Origin of the sequence: Brevundimonas sp. AJA228-03 (assembly GCF_017795885.1) — a bacterium.
In the GTDB taxonomy this organism is placed as follows: domain Bacteria; phylum Pseudomonadota; class Alphaproteobacteria; order Caulobacterales; family Caulobacteraceae; genus Brevundimonas.
Genome location: NZ_CP059297.1, coordinates 2987522 through 3006085 on the forward strand (window position 1 = coordinate 2987522; position 18564 = coordinate 3006085).

The window sequence follows — 18564 nt, forward strand, 5'->3', positions numbered from 1 at the left end:
CAGGGAACAGGACACGCACATGGCACGAGTGGCACTGGTCACGGGTGGAACCCGCGGCATCGGCAAGGCGATCGCACAGCGGCTGAAGGAAGACGGCATGGCCGTCGCCTGCGGCTATTCCGGCAATGCCGAGGCGGCCGAGGCCACGGCCCGCGAACTGGGCGTCATGGTGGTGAAGGGCAACGTCGGCTCCTATGACGACTGCGCCCGCGCCGTCGCCGATGTGGAGGCAGAGCTGGGGCCTATCGACGTGCTGATCAACAATGCCGGCATCACCCGCGACGGCTTCTTCCACAAGATGAGCGCCGATCAGTGGTCCGACGTGATCCGGGTCAACATGGACAGCGTGTTCAACATGACACGCCAGGTCATCAACGGCATGCGCGACCGGGGCTTTGGCCGCATCGTCAACATCTCCTCGATCAACGGCCAGAAGGGCCAGATCGGCCAGACCAACTATTCCGCCGCCAAGGCCGGGATGATCGGCTTCACCAAGGCTCTTGCCCTTGAAAACGCGCGCAAGGGCGTGACCGTCAACTGTATCGCACCGGGCTATATCGACACCGAGATGGTGGGTGCGATGGACCAGAAGGTGCTCGATTCCATCATCGCCCAGATCCCCGTGGGACGTCTGGGCAAGGGTGAGGAGATCGCCGACATGGTGTCCTGGCTGTCGGGTGAGCGTGCCGGATATGTCACAGGCTGCACCCTGTCGCTGAACGGCGGTCAATACCTGGTCGGCTGACCGGCAGGCTGCCCAAAATCCGCCGCGCACCCGGCGCAACGATCCGGCCATGAAATCGAGGGTCCGGGTCGAGACGGCAGGAAGGCCGGTCGCGTCGGCGATGGCGGTCGCCGTCGTCGTCGCGGCCCTGTCGTGTCCGACTCTGGCCCTCGGTCAGGTGCGCGGCAATGCCCAGGCCGAGCAAAGCCGGGCCATCGGCATCCCGCCCATGCGCAGGGGACTGCCGGCCTCCGGTCGCTACGTCTCGGACGGGGGCGAGGCCTTCATCCTGGACGGCGCCGGGGGCCTGCCTCTGTTCCGCTTCGAACGTCGGCCCGAAACCTGGGTGCTGCGCGCCACCCCGGCCCCGCGCGGCGACATCATCTATCGCAACGACGCCGGCTCGCAGATCCTGCGCGTCACGCCGTCGGGCGGCATCACGCTTTATACGACCCTGGCCCCGAACGGCGCGCCGGTCTCCAGGACGGGCGAGGCCGCCCCCCTGACCCTGCCGACGCTCGGGCCGGTTCGACTCTTCAGCCTGATGACGCAGCGCGGCAGCCTGGTCAGTCAGGCGCTGGGGCGGCTTGTCGTCATCAATCTGTCGGGCGAACGGTCGGAGGCGCTGATGGTCGATGCCCTGATCGTCTCGACCGAGGCCGTCATCCGGATGGCGGCCAGCCCCACCTTTCGAGCCAGCATCGCCACCCTGCGCAGCATCACCCTGGTCGAGGGCAGTCGCAGTTCGGTGACCTTCACGGGCGGCGACCTGCGCGTCGTGGTCGATCCTGACGAAGGTCAGGCCGGACGCCCGTCCTCGGCCCGGATCATTCGCGCGGTCGCCGAAGGCTGATCAGCCCGCAAAGCTGTCCTTCGCCGCACGCCGCCGGGCGAACGCGGCCGCATCGCCCGCCGTCAGGAATGGGTTGAAGGCCCGCTCCACCGCCATGGTCGTCGGCACGGTCGGCTCGCCCCGCTCGCGCGCCGCAAAGATCGACGCCGCATGGGCCGCGACTTCGGGACGATCGTCCACGCTCAGGGTGAAGCGCGCATTGGCAGCCGTGTATTCGTGGGCACCATACAGGACCGTCGCGTCAGGCCAGGCCAGCAGGCGGCCCAGGCTGTCCCACATCTGTTCCGGCGTCCCCTCGAACAGCCGCCCGCAGCCCAATGGGAACAGGGTGTCGCCGGTGAAGGCGATGCCGTCCTCGACCGAGCGCAGCACGACGTGGCCCAGCGTGTGGCCGGGCGTGGCCGTGACATGCAGGCGGGTCTGGCCGATCGTGACCAGATCACCCTCCTCGATCACCCGATCCAGGGGAGCGACCTTGCGAACCTCTTCCGGACCCCAGATGTCGCAGCCGGTCTCGGCCTGAAGCCGGGCGTTGCCCTCGGTGTGGTCGGGGTGCCAGTGGGTGTTGACGATCCGGTCCAGCCGGCCCCACCCCAGCGACGCGATCCCGTCCAGGATCACCTGGGCGTCGGGCGTGTCGATCGCAGCGACCGCGCCCGTCGCCTCGTCCCGCACCAGAAAGGCATAGTTGTCCGTGCGCGCCGGAAACAGGTGAACGGTCACGGGCATGGGGTCGTCCTTGGATCGCGGGGCCTGATGGCCATATAGTCCTTGCCATGCGCCGTGCCATCGAAGACCTGCGAACCTTCTACGGCGAACCCACCGGGGCGCTGGTCCGGCGCCTGCTGGCCAGGCGGCTGGACGATGCGTGGGGCGAGGCCAACGGGTGCGACGTGCTGGGCATCGGCTATGCCACGCCCTGGCTGGATGCCTTCGTCGGCGCGCGCCGGGTGATCGCCGCCATGCCCTCCGGCCAGGGGGTCGAGCTGTGGCCGGCCGCCGGTCGCAACCGCACCCTTCTGGTCGACGACCGGCGACTGCCGTTCGCCGCCGGTTCGTTCGACCGTGTGTTGCTGGTCCATGCCCTGGAAGAGGCGGACGATCCGACACAGTTGCTGACCGAGGCGGTCCGCGCCCTGGCACCCGCCGGTCGGATCATCCTGGCCGCCGCTGCCCGGGGCGGTCTGTGGGCGCGGGCCGAGGCGACGCCCTTCGGTCACGGCCGGCCCTTCACCCGAGGCCAGCTGGAGCGGCTGGTGCGCGCGGCGGGGCTCGAGCCCACGGCCTGGTCCCAGACCCTGTATGTCCCGCCGTGGCCGCCCCTGCTCGGACTGGCCGACGGATTCGAGCAGGTCGGTCGCCGGATCGCCCCGGGCTTCGCGGGCGTCATCCTGCTGGAAGCCACGCGCCAGGCCTATGCCCACATCCGCCCCACGGGCGTGGCCCGGCGCGTCCGGGCCGAGGTGCGCGGCCTTCAGCCCCAGCCCGCGACACGCACGCCAAACGTAACCGGGCTGGATGCGGAACGCGAACCGCTTTAAGCGGCTAGGCCATGCACCATCTGATCCTGATGCGTCATGCCAAGACCGAACGCGCCGCCGTCTCGGGCCTGGACCGCGACCGCGCCCTGACGCCACGCGGGCTCGACGACGCGATCCTGATGGGCCGTATCCTGGTCGAAAAGGGGCTGCGGCCGGACCTCGCCCTGGTGTCTCCGGCCGTGCGCACGCGCCAGACCTGGGATGCGGTTCACGAAGCCCTGGGCGACGTCGAGGTGCGGATCGAACCCCGCCTCTACGATGCGTCCACCCACACGATCCGTCGGCTGGTTGAGGACGCGGAGGAACAGGCGGGTTGCCTGCTGGTCATGGCCCACAATCCGGGTATCCACACCCTGGCGCTGGAATATCTGACCGAAAGCGCCGCCTCGCCTTCGATCCTGGACCGGATGGCCGGGGGCTTTCCGACGGGCGCCGCCGCCGTCTTCGAGGTCGATGTGGCCGGTCGCTGCGCCTACGACGGCTTCCTGACGCCCAAGGCCTTCGGTGGCGGAGCGGACGAGTGAACGATCCGGTCGCCTTCAAGATCATCGACGTTGCCGAATGGCGAAGGGCCCTCTTCGAAGGAATCTACAACGGCTCGGACGTCGACATCGCCGATGGATTCATCCACCTGTCCACCGCCGAACAGCTGCCGGGCACGGCCGGGAAGCACTTTGCCGGGCGAGCCGACCTGATGCTGCTCAGCGTCGATCTGACGGCGCTGGGCGACACAGTCCTGTGGGAGCCGTCACGGGGCGGGGCCCTGTTTCCGCATGTCCACGGCCCGCTTCCGACCCGGGCGGTGACACGCGCCCGGGCCTGTTCCGTATCGGCGGACGGCCGCCTGGTCTTCGAGGATGGCGCGGCGTGATCCCCGATTTCGGCGCGGCGGCGCTGCGTCTGCTGGACCCCGAAACGGCGCACGGACTGGCCATCCGGGCCCTGAAGCATGCGCCGATCCCGGCTGCGGCCCCCGACGACCCCATCCTGGCCACCCGGATCGCCGGGCTGAACCTGCCCAATCCGGTCGGCCTGGCGGCCGGCCTCGACAAGAATGCCGAGGCTCTCGCCGGCCTGTCCCGTCTCGGCTTCGGCTTCGTGGAATGCGGCTCGGTCACGCCGCTGGCCCAGCCCGGCAATCCCCGGCCGCGCCTGTTTCGCCTGACCGAGGACCGGGCGATCATCAACCGGATGGGCTTCAACAACGACGGCCTTGACGCCTTCGCCGCCCACCTGCGTCGACGCCCGCCCGCGACGATCGTGGGGGCCAATCTGGGGGCCAACAAGGACACCGGGGATCGCGCGGCCGACTACGTCACCGGCCTGCGCGGTCTGGGCGGCCTGTCCGACTATTTCACCGTGAACATCTCATCGCCCAATACGCCGGGCCTGCGCGCCCTGCAGGGCCGCGATGCACTGGACGACCTGCTGGGCCGTGTCGCCGAGGCTCGCACGACGCCCGCCCCCGTCTTCCTGAAGATCGCACCCGACCTGACGGCCGACGAGATCGCCATGATCGTCGAGGCCGCCCTGGCCCATCGCATCGATGCCCTGATCGTGTCCAACACCACGCTGGACCGGCCCGACAGCCTCCGCGCGCCGGATCGGGCCGAAGCGGGCGGGCTTTCCGGAGAACCCCTGAAGGCGCGCGCCCTGACCGCCCTGCGTGAGGCCGCCGCCGCCGCTGCCGGCCGGATTCCCTTGATCGGCGTGGGCGGGATCGCATCCGGCCGGGACGCCTGGGACCGCATTCGGGCCGGGGCAACGGCGATCCAGATCTATTCGGCCCTGATCTATGAGGGGCCCGGGCTGGTCGGCCGGATCAAGCGCGACCTCGCCGCCAGACTTCGAGCCGAGGGCTTTTCTTCGATCGCCGAGGCGGTCGGCCGTCCGTGTTGACGGAGCGTTAGGCCCGACCTGTCATGGTCTCCGGATGCTGGACCAACACCGCCAGTCTACAGAGGCAAGCATGTCGGAGGCCAGCACGGACACGCCGAACAGCTGGGCCCCCGCGATCCGCAGCCGTCGACGCGCGATGCTGCAGCGCCTCGGCATGGGTGCCGCCATCGCCATGATCTTCAGCCCTATGTTCGGCTGGAAATTCAGCATGCTGTGGGTCACGGGATATTTCCTGATCCAGCTGGTCGAAATGCTGGTCTTCGCGCCCATCAACAGCGGCAAATCCGTGCGGATGGGTCCGCTGCGCAATGCGGCCGGCTGGGTCGTGCTGTTTTCCAATGCCTCGGCGTTCAGCAGCCTGTCGATCCCGTTGTGGCTGATCGGCGGGCCGATGGGCGGCGTCTGCGCGGCCGTCCTGTGTGCATCGGGCGCCATCTACTGCACGATCAACTCACCGGGATCGCGCGGCGTCTTTGCGGTGACGATCATGCCGCACTTTCTCTACATGCTCGCCATGCCGTTCTGGATGTCGTGGTACGGCGCGTCGCCGTCCTTTCTGACCGCCGTCTGCGTCGCCTATTGTATGTTCGCGTCCTACTGTCTGTCGACCTGGACGGGCCTGGAGCGCTCCGCCCGGGCCGAGAGCGCCGCACGCCTGGACGCCGATCGACGCAGGGCCGATGCGGAGGCCGCCATGGCCGGTCACGCCGCTTTCCTGGCCGCCGTCAGCCATGACCTGCGCACGCCGATCAGCGCAATCGTGTCGGGCGCAGCCGGGCTGGAGCGCGGGGCCGTGGACGGTGCCGCCAGGTCGCAGGCCGCCCTGATCACTGACGCCGGCATCATGATGAAGGCCCTTCTCGACGACCTGCTGGACCACGCCAAGCTGGGCGCGGGCCGCATGACGGTCGAAACGGTCGATTTCAACCTGCGCAGCCTGATCGCCCAGACCGTGATGTTCTGGCAGGGAGAGGCCCGCGCCAGGGGGCTGTCCCTCCGCGTCCAGGGGGCCTCCAGCGTCCCCGCAGCCGTGCGGGGCGACCCCATGCGGCTGCGTCAGATGCTGAACAACCTGATTTCCAACGCCATGAAGTTCACGGCCGAGGGTTCGGTCACCCTGAACCTGAAAGTCTGGACCGAAGAGCCGGCCAACTATGCCGTTCTGATCGAAGTGGTCGACACCGGCCCCGGCATGACGGCGGATCAGCTGGACCGTCTGTTCACCCCCTTCGACCAGACCGCGCAGGGCGTCAGCGCGCGCCACGGCGGCACGGGCCTGGGCCTGTCGATCAGCCGTGATCTGGCCCGGTTGATGGGCGGCCGCCTGACGGCGCGCAGCCGTCCGGGCCAGGGTGCCGCCTTCACCGTTTCACTGCTGCTCCCCAGGGGCGATGCCGAAGCGATCACCCCCAGGACCTTGAGCGACGACAACCGTGGCGACCTTGTCCGCAGCCTGGCCCCACGCATGGCGGCCAGCCGGGGGACACGGATCGCCGTGGATGCGCCGGTCGAAACCGCCCCGGAACCCCGACATCAGGCCGACGAGATCGTCGAGCCCGAGGATGGCGAGCGGGCCCTGCGCGTCCTTGTGGTCGACGACCACGACATCAATCGTCGGGCCGTCGAGCTGATCCTGGCCCCGCTTGGCTGCGACATCGCGACGGCCGCAGATGGCCTGCTGGCCCTGGCCCAGTGTGAAGCCGCCGCCTTCGACGTCATCTTCATGGACGTGCGGATGCCGGAGCTGGACGGTCGCGAGGCCACGCGTCGGCTGCGTGCCGGCGGAGGGATCAATGCCGGCGTCCCCGTCATCGCCGTCACCGCCGATACAGCGCCGGACGACGTCGCCGCCTGCATGGCCGCAGGCATGAACTATTTCGTCTCCAAGCCCCTGACGCCGGCCGCCCTGCTCGGCGCATTGAACCACGTCCTGTCAGAGGCTCAGGACGAGACGACCCCGACAGCAGCCGGACCCGTCGTCGCGGCGTAGCCCCCCCGAATCAGAGCTGCGCCAGCAGGTACTCGGCGGACGAGACCTTGAACTCGCCGCCCTGCTCGATGTTCAGCTGTTCGACGACACCGTCCTTGACCAGCATCGAATAGCGTTGCGAGCGCTCGCCCATGCCGAAGCCGCGCGCGTCCAGCGTCAGGCCCAGAGTCCGCGTGAAGTCGCCCGAACCGTCGGCCAGCATGACGACATCGTCCTCGGTCAGGCTCTGGCTCTCGGCCCAGGCCTTCATCACGAAGGCATCGTTGACCGACAGGCAGGCGATGGCATCGACACCCTTGTCCGTCAGGGCCGACCTGTTGTCGACGAAGCCCGGCAGGTGGCGGGCCGAACAGGTCGGAGTGAAGGCTCCCGGCACGGCGAACAGGGCGACCGTCCTGCCCTTGAAAAACGCCTCGGTCTGAACCGGGCGGGGACCGTCTGCTGTCGGGGTCATCAGGACTGCGTGCGGGATGCGTTCGCCGATCTGGATCGTCATGGGCTGGCTCCGGAGAAGAGGACGGAAGGCGCACGGGGCACCGATGCCGTCCTCTAGGGCGAGCAGGCCGCCCCGCCAAGCGACATCGTGATCCACCCCCGCTTGCGCCCGGGCCTTCTGCACCCGATCATGCCGTCATGATCGGTTTCCAATCACTCGCCGGACGCCTGCTGGTGGCCATGCCCGGCATCGGCGATCCCCGGTTCGAGCACGCCGTGATCCTCGTTTGCGCCCACGGCCCGGATCACGCCATGGGCCTGCGAATCGACCGGCCCGCTCCCGGCGTGACCTTGAAGAGCGTGTTGACCCGGCTGGATGTCGCCGCCCCCGACCGGACCACATCGACGCACGTCCTGGTCGGCGGCCCGGTGGAGCGCGAACGGGGCTTCGTGCTGCACACCGACGACTGGACGGTCGAGGACAGCTCCTCGCCGATCATCGAGGGGCTGTCCCTGACCGCGACGCGGGAGGCCCTTGGCGCCATGACCGATCCACTGAGCGGTCCGCGGCGTTCAGTACTGCTGCTCGGCTATGCGGGCTGGGGCGACGGACAGCTGGAAGAGGAACTGGCCGACAACGTCTGGCTGACGGCTGATGCAGACATGGACCTGCTGTTCGATACCGATTTCGATACGAAATGGACGCGGGCCCTGGCCGGGATCGGCGTCGATGCGGCCCGGCTGTCGAGCCAGAGCGGGCGCGCCTAGAGGTGGAGCCAGAGCGGCTGAGGCCGCATCGCTTCGCGATTCCGCCTCAGCCGATCAGGGCCTGGGCCGAGCGGGCCTTCAGCGGCGCGGCACCGTCGGAAAGGCTTTCGTTCAGATAGACCTCGGCCTCCTGCGCCGGCAGGGCGGGGGCATAGCCGAACCCCTGGCCATAGTGGCACTGGGCGTCGAGCAGCAGCTTGGCCAGGGTGGCGTTCTCCACGCCTTCGGCGACCACTTCCAGCGACAGGTCACGGCCCAGGTTGACGACCGATTTGACGATCTTGGCCGAGCCCTCGTCCTTGTTCATCGTCAGCACGAAATAACGGTCGATCTTCAGCGTATCGAACGGCAGACGGGCCAGATAGCTGAGCGATGAGAACCCGGTGCCGAAGTCGTCCAGCGCCAGCGAGGCCCCCACGTCCTTCAGCTTCTTCAGGATCACGGCGGCGGACGTCGCGTCACGCATGATGTCGCCTTCGGTGACTTCCAGCTTCAGCGCACCGCGCGGCAGGCCGGTCTCCTTGATGACGCGGGCCACGTCATCAACCAGATTCGGCCGCTCGATCTCGCCGACCGACAGGTTCACCGAACAGAACAGGTTTCCGGCCGTGGGGTGGCGCTGCAACCAGTTGGCCAGCTGCCGCGCCGACTGGGTCATCATCATCAGGCCCAGATCGTTCATCAGGCCCATCTCGTCGGTCAGGCCCAGGAATTCGTCAGGCGGCACCAGGCCGCGCTTGGGATGACGCCAGCGGGCCAGGGCCTCGAACCCGGCCACGGCCCCGGTGTTCAGGTTCACGATCGGCTGGAAGAAGGGCTCGATCTCGCCGCGGACGAAGGCGTTCCTCAGATCCGCCTCCAGCGCCAGCCGGGACAGGCTGTCGCTTTCCAGCCCCCGGCCATAGACAGCGGCCCCGCCGCGCCCGACCTTCTTGGCCGAACCGACGGCCAGTTCGACCCGGCGCAGCAACTCGGCGGCATCGGACGCGTCCGGTCCACCCTCGCAGGTGACCGAGCCGATCGAGACGGTCGGATAGATGTCGAACCCCGCGACCCGCAGTGGCTGCTCCAGCGCCGCGCGCAGGCGGTTGGCGGCATTGCCGATTCCCCGCGGCAGCAGGACCGCGAACTCGTCCTCTCCGATCCGGGCCGGCGACGCGTCGTGCGAGAAGGCGGCCGACATCCGCGACCCCAGGGCCGAAATCACCATGTCCGTCCGGTCGTGGCCCAGGGCCTCGTTCAGGCGCCGCAGCCGGTCGATGTCAGCGACGACCATGTCGTATTCGCCCGGTGCCGTCAGGGTCTCCGCCGCCCGGGTCAGAAAGGTTCGACGGTCCAGCAGGCCGGTCAGGGAATCCTTGTCCGAGCCGGAAATCCTGGTCTCCATGGCCACCATGCCGGCGGCGCGCAGACCGTCCTCCAGCCAGACGCCGCGCCAGAGACAGGTCTCGAACCCGCGCATGCGAAGTCGCACGGCGATTTCGGTTCCCTCCTCGGCGGGCTTCAGGACCCGTTCGGCCAGCGCCCGGTCCTGGGGCAATGCCAGGGCGATGAAGGCGGCGCTCGAGCAATCGGGGGCCAGGGGTCCCAGACCCAACGACCGTGTGGCGCCGGTGAACCGCAGGGAATCCTCGGCAGGCGTCCAGATCCACAGGGCGGAATCGGCGGCGGCAAGCGCCTCGATCGCCGTGGTCGCGTCCCAGGTCTGGTGTCTGGATCGCCCGGTCACGAGGTCATGGTTTCCTTCAGCGGTGGCTTCATACCACGGGGTCGTCGCACACGAGGCCGAACAGGATATGGTCTGCCCACACCCCGTTAATTTTGAGATAAGCCCGGGCCTCGCCTTCCTTCACAAAACCCGCTTTTTCCAGCACCCGGCGCGACGCCAGGTTGGTCGGCAGGCACGACGCCTCCAGCCGGTGCAGGCGGGCCGACTGGAAGGCGAAGCGCGTCATCGTCCGCACCGCCGCCGTGGCGAGCCCCTGTCCCGCGAACGGTTGACCGATCCAGTAGCCCAACGTCCCGGTCTCGGCCACGCCGCGCCGCACGTTCGACAGGGTGATCGCCCCGTACAGCGTCCGCCCTGACGGATCGAATACGAAAAAAGGCCAGGCGTGTCCCAGCTCCATCTCGCGCGCATAGACCCCCAGTCGCCGTCGGTAGGCCGCCCTGGTCAGGTCATCGTCGGGCCAGGACGGCTCCCACGGCTCAAGATAGTGGCGTGACTGCTCACGCGATTCGGACCAGGCCGCATAGTCGCCTGTCCGGGGCGGCCGCAGCAACACCCCCTGGCCCTCCACCACGGGACCGGTCGCATCCGTCATCCAGTCCAGCAGGGCCATGGGAACGACGATAGCGCATCATTCCGCCCGCTCCCAGAGGGACAGGCAGGCTATCCTGCCACCCGCTCCACGAACGCCCTGCCCGCGCCTGCCGCCGCCTTCGGCCCCAGCACCGCCGTGGATGCCAACCCCGATGTCAGCACCCGCGTGCCGACCGCCTTCAGATCGTTGATCGACACAGCCTGCAGCCGCGCCACGGTATCGTCCGATGCGACAGGCCGCCCGAACATCAGGGTCTGGGCGGCGTTGCGCCCCGCGCGGCTGGCCGGACTCTCGTCCGACATCCACACACCGCCTCGCAGGACGGCCTTGGCGCGCGACAGCTCAGCATCCGTCGGCCCCTTGTCGGTCAGATCGCGCACCTCGTCGGCGCAGACCTGAGCCAGTTCGACCGAGCGGTCGGCCGCCGCCCCGGCGTAGATTCCCAGAACGCCCGTGTCGTCATAGGGCTCGTGATAGGCGTCGATGGCATAGGCCAGCCCACGGTCCTCTCGTGCGCTCTGGAACAGGCGCGAGGCCATGCCGCCGCCCAGAATCTCGCTGAACAACCGCATGGCGGGCATGGCCGGATCGTGGACCGGGATGGCCGGCAGCTGGAACACCAGATTGGCCTGCTCGATCCTGCGGCCCAGCGTCGCCACCCCGCCAGTGAAAACGGCCGGCTCCGGTGCATCGGCGGGCATGGCCACCGCATCTCCGAACCAGCGCTCGGCCAGGGCCAGAAGTTCGGTCTCGTCCACCGCTCCGGACACCGCGACCACCATCCGGTCGGGCGAATACAACCGCGCGCGCCAGGCCTCGATCGAGGCCCGATCGACGGGTTTCAGGCTGTCCACGGACCCCAGGATCGGTCGGCCCAGGGGCTGGCCGGCAAAGGACCGGGTCTGGGCCATCTCGAAGACGTGGTCATCCGGCGTGTCGAACGCCTCGGCGATCTCCTGGGCCACGACGTCCTTCTCGCGTTCGATCTCGACCGGATCGAGCGTGGGACGAAACACCAGATCCGACAGCACCTGCATCGCCAGACCCAGCGACCCGTCCAGCGCGCGAACCTCGAAACTGGTCCGCTCATAACCGGTGGCGGCGTTGATCGAGCCACCCTCGGCCTCGATCCGCTCAACGATCTCGCGCGCCCCCATGTCGCCCGCCCCCTTGAACACCAGATGTTCGAGCAGATGCGACCAGCCGGAACGGCTCTCGCTCTCCCACCGGGTCCCGCCACGGACCGCGACGGTCAGGGCCAGGGTGCGCAGACCAGGCATGGGATCGCACACCACGCGGACGCCGTTGGACAGGGTATGGATCGATTTCAGGAGAGGGTCTTTCTGCGTCGACGGACGAGTACGGCCACATAGAAGCCGATCAGGGCCAGCGCCAGCCCGAACCAGGTCATCGCATAGCCGAGGTGGTTGTTCGAGAAGGCCGCCGGCGGGGCCGTGGCGATCAGGGCCGGAATCTCCGGATTGGAAGAACTGAGCGCATAGAGGGTGAACCCGGACGGCGTCGCGGCGCCCAGGGCGGCCGCCATCGCCGCACTGTCCCGGCCGAAGAATCGCCCCTGCGACGGCGCAGGGATCATCGGGCCCGGGAGTGGCGTGCGACGCAACTCGACCACCATGGCCAGCGGCAGGGTCGAGGCCATCACCCGGGGCCGCTCGGTCACGGCATCGGGCAGGAAGCCGCGATCGACCAGAAACGTCTGGGTCATCCCCTCGGGTACACAGGCCGAGACCAGACGACGGCCCGGTTCGCCGTCATGGATGGACTGCAGTTCGACGAAGGCGGCGGTCGGCAGACCGCGACAGACGACCAGCGCCTTGCGGAACTCCGGGTCGGTCGCCGTCAGAACCTCGGCCAGCGGCGCGGGTGCAAGGAGGGCGGCGGCGTCCGCCCGGTCGATCAGGCCTTCCTTCCACGTCAGCCGCTGCACCTGCCATGTGCCGAGCGCGCAGAGTATGGCCACGCAGACGGCGATGAAGGCCGTCAGCAGGATCGGGAAACGCGGCGCGTTGGACGTCGCGTCAGTCATCGCGTTCCGCCTGTCCGGCCCTGTTGCGCATCTGCAGGGCGATCATGGCCCCCTTGCCCGGTCGCATCAGCCCCAGCGACAGGATCAGAACCAGCGGCAGGAAGACCACCAGATGGACCCACATCGGGGGCGACCAGGCGATCTCCACGAACAGGGCGGTAAACACCACGATCCCGCCCGCGATCTGCATGACGAAGATCGCGGCCCCGTCGCCCGTGTTCAGCCGGGTGAAGGCGAAGCCGCAGACCGCGCAGGTGTCGACCACCTTCAGGAAGCCGGAGAACAGCCTGCCCTTGCCGCAGTTCGGGCACCGGCAAAGCAGACCGGCGCGGATCGCATGGATCCGCGCCGGTTGGGACGCATCGGGTTTGACGGGGCCTTCGGTCAATCCCGGCCTTAGCCGAAGATGACGTAGACGAAGGCGAACAGGAACAGCCAGACCACGTCGACGAAGTGCCAGTACCAGGCCGCCGCCTCGAAGCCGAAATGCTTGTCCGGCGTAAACTGTCCGGCCAGGAGCCGTCCCAGGCAGACCGCCAGGAAGATGGTGCCCATCAGGACGTGGAAGCCGTGGAAGCCCGTCGCCATGAAGAAGATGTTGCCATACAGCTTGGAGTTCCCCGCCTCGGCGTTGAAGAACTCCTGCGCATGCAGGATGTGGTGGTATTCGTAGACCTGCACCACGGTGAAGAAGACGCCCAGGGCCACGGTGATGATCAGGCCCAGACGCGCTCCCTTGCGGTCGCCGATCTGCAGCGAGTGGTGCGCCCAGGTCACTGTCGTGCCGCTGAGCAGCAGGATGACGGTGTTCAGCAGCGGCAGCTGCCAGGGATCCAGCGTATTCACCCCCTTGGGCGGCCACGTCGACCAGGCGGCTGCGGTGTCGGCCCAGTTACCGATTTCCGGGATGTGGGCCCGTGCTTCGTTGAACACGGCCATCTCGAAGAACATCCAGAAAAAGGCCGCGAAGAACATGACCTCCGACGCGATGAACAGCGTCATGCCGTAGCGCAGGCCGATCGACACGACCGGTGTATGATCACCGCGACGGCTTTCCTTGATGACGTCGGCCCACCAGCCGAAGGCGGCATAGAGCACGCCGGCCAGACCGGCGAAGAACAGCACGGAGTTGCCCTCGGGAATGCCGAGCACGCCCTTCATCCAGGCCACGGCCCCGACCATCATGATGGTCGTGGCGATCGAGGCGATCAGCGGCCAGGGGCTGGGATCGACCAGGTGGTAGTCGTGGTGGGGAGCGTGGGCCATGCGTCTTACGGGCTCTGAATCGTCGAGATCGGGAAGGTGTCGAGGGCTATAGCGTCGGGGATCAGCCCGCGCCAGTGGTGGCCGGCTTTTCGTCGTCGGAGACGGGATAGAAGGTGTAGCTCAGCGTGATTTCCTGCACGCCCCGGGTCTCGGCGTCGGTGGCCAGTTCGGGGGCGACGAAATACTGGACGGGGAACTTGAGGGTCTCGCCTGCGGCGATCGTCTGGTCGTCGAAGCAGAAACACTGGAGCTTCTGGAAATAGGCCCCCGTCGTCTCGGGCACGACATTGTAGGCCGCCCGCGCGAGGATCGGCTGGTCCGAGGTGTTGGTCACGTCGAAATAGGCCAGGCCCGTCTCGCCGATGCGGACCCGCTGGGTCACCTGTTCGGCGCGGAAGGTCATCGGCAGGTGGCGGACATTGGTGTCGAAGCGGACCGTCACCATCCGGTCCAGAACCTCGGTCGGTGCCGCCTCGGCCTGGCGAACCGTTCCGCCGAATCCGGTGACCTGGCAGAACATCTGGTACAGCGGCACCGCTGCGAAGGCCGCACCCGTCATGGTCAGCACCAGGGCACCACAGACCAGGGCGATGGCATTGGCCGATTTCAGCTTGAGGCGCATCAACGAGTCCGTTCCGCCACGGCCTGCTGCTGGGCCGTGCGCTCGGCCAGGTTCCGCTGCATGCGCAGGAAGGTGGTCGAGAAGATCAGCACGACGAAGGCGGCCAGCCCCAGGGCGATCCAGAGGCTCCGGCGGTTCCGGGCGGCCAGTTGTTCAGAGGTCAGATAGGTGGGCATGGATCAGATCCCGGTAAGACCGAAGCTCTCGACCAGGAGGGCCGCGAACAGGGCCATCAGATAAAGGATCGAGAAGGCGAAAAGATTGCGTGCCGGTTTGGCCTCCGCGCGCACATCGTACAATGCGGCCTCTCGCCCCACGGCCTCGGCCTTGTCCGGGGAATCGCCCGCGCGCGAGCGCCAGATGCGGACGGCCAGCACGAGGAACAGCGCGCCGCCGCCGATCGACACGGCCAGATAGACCGGGCCACCCATCCCCGTGAAACCGGGTGCGATCGCGACGGGGACCAGCAACAGGCTGTAGAGCAGGATCTGGAGCCGCGTGGACTTCGCGCCCCGCGCCACCGGCATCATCGGAATACCGGCCTTGGCGTAATCGCCGGTCGAATAGAGCGCCAGAGCCCAGCTGTGCGGCGGGGTCCACAGGAAGATGATCAGGAACAGTAGCCACGCCTGCCACGGGGCCGAGCCGGTCGCCGCAGCCCAGCCGATGACCGGCGGAAACGCACCCGCCGCGCCACCGATGACGATGTTCTGGGGTGTCCGGCGCTTCAGCATCAGGGTGTAAAAGACGGCATAGTAGACGATGGTCATCAGCAGCAGCCCGGCTGCGAACCAGTTGGTGTTCATGCCCAGCAGCATGACCGAAAAGATCGACAGCACCACGCCGAAGGCCATGGCGTCGTTCTTCTTCAGCCGACCCGCCGCGACGGGCCGGCCGCGCGTGCGCCGCATCAGGGCGTCGGTGTCGCCCTCCAGCGCCATGTTGAAGGCCCCCGCCGCACCGGCGCCGATGGCGATGCACAGCACCGCGATGGCGCCGACGAACGGATTCACCGATCCCGGTGCCACGACCAGCCCGGTCAGGGCGGTGAAAACCACCAGCGACATCACGCGCGGCTTGAGCAGCTGGAAATAGTCTTCCGGCTGGGTCGTCGAGACGGTGGGGGTGGCGGTCACTGGGGTCTGGGCCATATGAAAATGTGAGAGGGCCGCCCCCCGGTCGGGGGACGGCCCTCGTCCTATCACGAACGGGACAGGTTTAGTGGCTGTCGGCCTTGACCACCGGCAGTTCATTGAACTGGTGATGGGGCGGAGGCGAGGACAGGGTCCACTCCAGGGTCGTGGCGCCTTCACCCCAGGGATTGGCAACCCCGGCGCGACGACGGATCGCCGCCTCGGCCAGCATGACCAGGAAGACCACCACGCCCACGGCCGTGATCGCATAGCCCCACGACGATACCAGGTTCCAGAAGGCGTAGGCGTCGGGATAGTCGACGTAGCGGCGCGGCATGCCCTGTAGACCCAGGAAGTGCTGCGGGAAGAAGACGATGTTCACGCCGACGAACATGATCCAGAAGTGCAGGCACCCCAGGACCTCGTTGTACTTCACGCCGAACATCTTCTCGAACCAGTAGTAGAAGCCCGCGAAGATCGCGAACACGGCGCCCAGCGACAGCACATAGTGGAAGTGGGCCACGACGTAATAGGTGTCGTGCAGGCTGTAGTCGATGCCCGCGTTGGACAGGACCACGCCGGTCACGCCGCCGACGGTGAACAGGAAGATGAAGCCGATGGCCCACAGCATGGGGGTCTTGAAGCTGACCGAACCGCCCCACATCGTGGCGATCCAGCTGAAGATCTTCACCCCCGTCGGCACCGCGATGATCATGGTCGCGGCGATGAAGTAGGCGCGCAGGTTCACGCTCATGCCGACCGTGTACATGTGGTGCGCCCACACGATGAAGCCGACGAAGCCGATGGCGACCATGGCGTAGGCCATAGCGAGGTAGCCGAACACCGGCTTCCTGGAGAAGGTCGAGACGATGTGGCTGATGATGCCAAAGCCCGGCAGGATCAGGATGTAGACTTCCGGGTGACCGAAGAACCAGAACAGGTGCTGGAACATCACGGGATCGCCGCCGCCGGCCGGATCGAAGAAGGCGGTGCCGAAGTTGCGGTCGGCCAGCAGCATGGTGATGGCACCGGCCAGGACGGGCAGGCTCAGCAGCAGCAGGAAGGCGGTGACCAGCACCGACCAGGCGAACAGCGGCATCCGGTGCAGGGTCATGCCCGGCGCGCGCATGTTGAAGATGGTGGTGATGAAGTTGACCGCGCCAAGGATCGACGAGGCACCCGCGACGTGCAGCGAGAAGATCGCCAGGTCCATCGCCGGACCCTGGTGGCCGACGGTCGACAGCGGCGGATAGATGGTCCAGCCGCCGCCGAAGCCCTTGCCCGGCCCGCCGTCGACGAACATCGACAGGCACAGCAGGATCCAGGCCGCGACCAGCAGCCAGAACGAGATGTTGTTCATGCGCGGGAAGGCCATGTCCGGCGCACCGATCATGATCGGCACGAACCAGTTGCCGAAGCCGCCGATCATGGCGGGCATGACCATGAAGAAGATCATGATCAGGGCGTGGGCGGTGACCACGACGTTGTAGCCGTGCTTGGACTGCTCCACGAGGCCCATCAGGGCGACGCCCGAACCCTCGGTGAAGATCTGGATGCCCGGCTCGGCCAGTTCCCAGCGGATCAGGCCGGACAACAGGCCCCCCACGATGCCCGCCATGATGGCGAACAGCAGGTACAGGGTGCCGATGTCCTTGTGATTGGTCGACAGGAACCAGCGGGTGAAGAAGCCCGGCTTGTGGTCATGCCCGGCGTGGGCGTCGTGCCCGGGCGCGTGCGCGATGTCGTCTGCGGTGATGTCGGTGGCCATGTCTGTCTCGGGCTCGCGTTTACTGGGCGGCCGGTGCGGCGGCGGCAGGCGCCGTCGTCGCGGAAGCGGTCGTGGGGGCGGCGGGGTTCGGAGCCTCGGCGACGGCCGGGGTCGCGGCGTCGCCGGCGGCAGCAGCCACCGGAGCCGCGGCGGCGGCGGTGGCAGCAGCGGCCGTGGCGGCGGCGTCGGCGTCGGCCGTCATCGAACCCCCCTTGGAGACGACCCAGGCCGCGAACTCGGCCTCGGTCACCACATTGATCTGGATCGGCATGAAGGCGTGGTCGGAACCGCACAGCTCGGAGCACTGGCCATAGAAGACGCCGGTGCGCTCGGCCTTGAACCACGTCTCGTTGATCCGGCCAGGCACGGCGTCGGTCTTCAGACCGAAGGCCGGCAGGGCGAAGGCGTGGATCACGTCGGCAGCGGTCACCAGCACGCGGACGGTCTTGCCGACCGGCACGACGATCGGCTCGTCGGCGGCGAGGCGATAGGGCACGCCACGCGCCCTGGCTTCGTCCTCGGGCAGCATGTTGGAGATGTATTCCGCCACGCCCTGGTCGGGATATTCATAGGCCCAGTTCCACTGGTTGCCCGTCGCCTTGATGGTCAGGTCGACCGGCGGCGTGTCGTGATAGGCGAACAGCAGGCGGAACGAGAACAGCGAGATACCGACCAGGATCATCACCGGCAGGACCGTCCAGACGATCTCCACGGCCGTGTTGTGGCTCCACTTGGCCGGAACCGGGTTGGACTTCGCGTTATAGCGGAAGACGATCCAGGCCAGCAGGCCCAGCACCAGCAGGCAGATGCCGACGATGATCGGCATCAGGATCACATCGTGGAAGAAGATCGCCTCGTGCTTCAGCGGCGAGGCGGCCGGTTGCAGATCGATGCCGCCCGGTGTCGGCTGGCCCATCAGGTCCTGCGCCCACGTCGGGGTGGCGAAGAAGACGGCGAGCGAAGCGGCACCCAGAAGGTGTCCGGTCTTGCTCAGGGCTCGCGTGCCCAGTCCCATGCGAGAGTTCCTCATATACATCTGCCAATGGGCCACGAACGACGCCGCCCCGTCCGGCCTCCGGGGAGGGGCCCGACGATTTCAAGCGCGGTCCATATCGGGTCACTTCCCCCTTGCCAAGCGATACGGGCGCGTTCCGTCGCCGCAGGCGGCGGATTTCGCCGACGGTCCCCCGGGTT

General features: G+C 67.8%; 21 protein-coding genes. 8 read left to right on the plus strand and 13 right to left on the minus strand.

Translation table 11 applies throughout. From position 1 onward, the window contains the following. Positions 1 to 19: 19 nt before the first annotated feature. Both phbB and HZ989_RS14920 read left to right on the plus strand, forming a co-directional pair. The gene (phbB, locus tag HZ989_RS14915; protein ID WP_209321578.1) at positions 20 to 745 is read left to right on the plus strand and encodes an acetoacetyl-CoA reductase; all 726 of its coding nucleotides are present in this window, start codon (positions 20 to 22) and stop codon (positions 743 to 745) included. 49 nt (positions 746 to 794) lie between these two features. After that, positions 795 to 1577, plus strand: coding sequence for a DUF4908 domain-containing protein (locus tag HZ989_RS14920; protein ID WP_209321579.1), 783 nt, complete (start codon positions 795 to 797; stop codon positions 1575 to 1577). Here HZ989_RS14920 and gloB read toward each other — a convergent pair whose 3' ends face one another. Next, positions 1578 to 2306, minus strand: a complete 729-nt coding sequence (gene gloB, locus HZ989_RS14925) for a hydroxyacylglutathione hydrolase (RefSeq protein ID WP_209321580.1) — start codon at positions 2304 to 2306, stop codon at positions 1578 to 1580. A gap of 47 nt (positions 2307 to 2353) precedes the next feature. Here gloB and HZ989_RS14930 point away from each other — a divergent pair, with 47 nt between their 5' ends. From HZ989_RS14930 to HZ989_RS14950, 5 genes are all read left to right on the plus strand, one after another. Next, complete coding sequence (locus tag HZ989_RS14930) at positions 2354 to 3118, plus strand: class I SAM-dependent methyltransferase (RefSeq protein ID WP_209321581.1); 765 nt, start codon at positions 2354 to 2356, stop codon at positions 3116 to 3118. Positions 3119 to 3129: 11 nt separating this feature from the next. Further along, the gene (locus tag HZ989_RS14935) at positions 3130 to 3642 is read left to right on the plus strand and encodes a histidine phosphatase family protein (RefSeq protein ID WP_209321582.1); all 513 of its coding nucleotides are present in this window, start codon (positions 3130 to 3132) and stop codon (positions 3640 to 3642) included. After that, positions 3639 to 3989, plus strand: a complete 351-nt coding sequence (locus HZ989_RS14940; RefSeq protein WP_209321583.1) for a DUF952 domain-containing protein — start codon at positions 3639 to 3641, stop codon at positions 3987 to 3989. Before HZ989_RS14935 ends, HZ989_RS14940 begins: the two co-directional genes overlap by 4 nt. Continuing rightward, positions 3986 to 5017 carry a quinone-dependent dihydroorotate dehydrogenase gene (locus HZ989_RS14945; RefSeq protein WP_209321584.1) on the plus strand — a complete coding sequence of 344 codons (1032 nt, stop codon included), beginning with the start codon at positions 3986 to 3988 and terminating at the stop codon, positions 5015 to 5017. The genes HZ989_RS14940 and HZ989_RS14945 overlap by 4 nt, the downstream gene beginning before the upstream one ends. A gap of 70 nt (positions 5018 to 5087) precedes the next feature. Then, the gene (locus HZ989_RS14950; protein ID WP_245162396.1) at positions 5088 to 7007 is read left to right on the plus strand and encodes an ATP-binding protein; all 1920 of its coding nucleotides are present in this window, start codon (positions 5088 to 5090) and stop codon (positions 7005 to 7007) included. A 10-nt stretch (positions 7008 to 7017) separates the two neighbouring features. On the opposite strand, the gene HZ989_RS14955 is transcribed toward HZ989_RS14950, so the two are convergent. Beyond that, on the minus strand, positions 7018 to 7503 hold the full coding sequence (locus HZ989_RS14955) for a peroxiredoxin (protein WP_209321585.1): 486 nt from the start codon (positions 7501 to 7503) through the stop codon (positions 7018 to 7020). A gap of 137 nt (positions 7504 to 7640) precedes the next feature. Between HZ989_RS14955 and HZ989_RS14960 the strand changes: the two genes are divergently transcribed. Further along, positions 7641 to 8210, plus strand: a complete 570-nt coding sequence (locus HZ989_RS14960) for a YqgE/AlgH family protein (RefSeq protein WP_209321586.1) — start codon at positions 7641 to 7643, stop codon at positions 8208 to 8210. 46 nt (positions 8211 to 8256) lie between these two features. Here the strand turns inward: HZ989_RS14960 and HZ989_RS14965 are convergent, their stop codons facing one another. The 11 genes from HZ989_RS14965 to coxB form a co-directional block, all read right to left on the minus strand. After that, on the minus strand, positions 8257 to 9939 hold the full coding sequence (locus HZ989_RS14965; RefSeq protein ID WP_209321587.1) for a bifunctional diguanylate cyclase/phosphodiesterase: 1683 nt from the start codon (positions 9937 to 9939) through the stop codon (positions 8257 to 8259). 28 nt (positions 9940 to 9967) lie between these two features. Next, positions 9968 to 10552 carry a GNAT family N-acetyltransferase gene (locus tag HZ989_RS14970; RefSeq protein ID WP_209321588.1) on the minus strand — a complete coding sequence of 195 codons (585 nt, stop codon included), beginning with the start codon at positions 10550 to 10552 and terminating at the stop codon, positions 9968 to 9970. Positions 10553 to 10602: 50 nt separating this feature from the next. Continuing rightward, positions 10603 to 11814: a pitrilysin family protein gene (locus HZ989_RS14975; protein WP_209321589.1), complete on the minus strand. Its 1212-nt coding sequence runs from the start codon at positions 11812 to 11814 to the stop codon at positions 10603 to 10605. A 47-nt stretch (positions 11815 to 11861) separates the two neighbouring features. Beyond that, complete coding sequence (locus HZ989_RS14980) at positions 11862 to 12581, minus strand: SURF1 family protein (RefSeq protein WP_209321590.1); 720 nt, start codon at positions 12579 to 12581, stop codon at positions 11862 to 11864. Beyond that, the gene (locus HZ989_RS14985) at positions 12574 to 12969 is read right to left on the minus strand and encodes a DUF983 domain-containing protein (RefSeq protein WP_245162397.1); all 396 of its coding nucleotides are present in this window, start codon (positions 12967 to 12969) and stop codon (positions 12574 to 12576) included. The genes HZ989_RS14980 and HZ989_RS14985 overlap by 8 nt, the downstream gene beginning before the upstream one ends. Before the next feature lie 8 nt (positions 12970 to 12977). Further along, positions 12978 to 13847 (minus strand): cytochrome c oxidase subunit 3, encoded by an 870-nt coding sequence (locus HZ989_RS14990; RefSeq protein WP_209321591.1) that lies wholly within the window; start codon positions 13845 to 13847, stop codon positions 12978 to 12980. 61 nt (positions 13848 to 13908) lie between these two features. Beyond that, positions 13909 to 14469 (minus strand): cytochrome c oxidase assembly protein, encoded by a 561-nt coding sequence (locus tag HZ989_RS14995; protein ID WP_209321592.1) that lies wholly within the window; start codon positions 14467 to 14469, stop codon positions 13909 to 13911. Next, positions 14469 to 14645: a hypothetical protein gene (locus HZ989_RS15000; protein WP_209321593.1), complete on the minus strand. Its 177-nt coding sequence runs from the start codon at positions 14643 to 14645 to the stop codon at positions 14469 to 14471. The genes HZ989_RS14995 and HZ989_RS15000 overlap by 1 nt, the downstream gene beginning before the upstream one ends. 3 nt (positions 14646 to 14648) lie before the next feature. Further along, the gene (gene cyoE / locus HZ989_RS15005) at positions 14649 to 15620 is read right to left on the minus strand and encodes a heme o synthase (RefSeq protein ID WP_209321594.1); all 972 of its coding nucleotides are present in this window, start codon (positions 15618 to 15620) and stop codon (positions 14649 to 14651) included. Positions 15621 to 15687: 67 nt separating this feature from the next. Next, positions 15688 to 17370: a cytochrome c oxidase subunit I gene (gene ctaD, locus HZ989_RS15010; protein ID WP_245162398.1), complete on the minus strand. Its 1683-nt coding sequence runs from the start codon at positions 17368 to 17370 to the stop codon at positions 15688 to 15690. A gap of 19 nt (positions 17371 to 17389) precedes the next feature. Beyond that, positions 17390 to 18385: a cytochrome c oxidase subunit II gene (gene coxB, locus HZ989_RS15015; RefSeq protein WP_209321595.1), complete on the minus strand. Its 996-nt coding sequence runs from the start codon at positions 18383 to 18385 to the stop codon at positions 17390 to 17392. Positions 18386 to 18564 lie beyond the last annotated feature (179 nt).

Bases quoted from the DNA above. Each gene is read 5' to 3' on its own strand.
- HZ989_RS14920 (WP_209321579.1), top strand. From the start codon at position 795: ATGAAATCGAGGGTCCGGGTCGAGACGGCAGGAAGGCCGGTCGCGTCG.
- cyoE (WP_209321594.1), bottom strand. From the start codon at position 15,620: ATGGCCCAGACCCCAGTGACCGCCACCCCCACCGTCTCGACGACCCAG.
- HZ989_RS14930 (WP_209321581.1), top strand. From the start codon at position 2,354: ATGCGCCGTGCCATCGAAGACCTGCGAACCTTCTACGGCGAACCCACC.
- HZ989_RS14950 (WP_245162396.1), top strand. From the start codon at position 5,088: ATGTCGGAGGCCAGCACGGACACGCCGAACAGCTGGGCCCCCGCGATC.
- HZ989_RS14955 (WP_209321585.1), bottom strand. From the start codon at position 7,503: ATGACGATCCAGATCGGCGAACGCATCCCGCACGCAGTCCTGATGACC.
- HZ989_RS14935 (WP_209321582.1), top strand. From the start codon at position 3,130: ATGCACCATCTGATCCTGATGCGTCATGCCAAGACCGAACGCGCCGCC.
- HZ989_RS14970 (WP_209321588.1), bottom strand. From the start codon at position 10,552: ATGGCCCTGCTGGACTGGATGACGGATGCGACCGGTCCCGTGGTGGAG.
- HZ989_RS14980 (WP_209321590.1), bottom strand. From the start codon at position 12,581: ATGACTGACGCGACGTCCAACGCGCCGCGTTTCCCGATCCTGCTGACG.
- ctaD (WP_245162398.1), bottom strand. From the start codon at position 17,370: ATGGCCACCGACATCACCGCAGACGACATCGCGCACGCGCCCGGGCAC.
- HZ989_RS14975 (WP_209321589.1), bottom strand. From the start codon at position 11,814: ATGCCTGGTCTGCGCACCCTGGCCCTGACCGTCGCGGTCCGTGGCGGG.
- HZ989_RS14960 (WP_209321586.1), top strand. From the start codon at position 7,641: ATGATCGGTTTCCAATCACTCGCCGGACGCCTGCTGGTGGCCATGCCC.
- phbB (WP_209321578.1), top strand. From the start codon at position 20: ATGGCACGAGTGGCACTGGTCACGGGTGGAACCCGCGGCATCGGCAAG.
- gloB (WP_209321580.1), bottom strand. From the start codon at position 2,306: ATGCCCGTGACCGTTCACCTGTTTCCGGCGCGCACGGACAACTATGCC.
- HZ989_RS14990 (WP_209321591.1), bottom strand. From the start codon at position 13,847: ATGGCCCACGCTCCCCACCACGACTACCACCTGGTCGATCCCAGCCCC.
- HZ989_RS15000 (WP_209321593.1), bottom strand. From the start codon at position 14,645: ATGCCCACCTATCTGACCTCTGAACAACTGGCCGCCCGGAACCGCCGG.
- HZ989_RS14995 (WP_209321592.1), bottom strand. From the start codon at position 14,469: ATGCGCCTCAAGCTGAAATCGGCCAATGCCATCGCCCTGGTCTGTGGT.
- coxB (WP_209321595.1), bottom strand. From the start codon at position 18,385: ATGGGACTGGGCACGCGAGCCCTGAGCAAGACCGGACACCTTCTGGGT.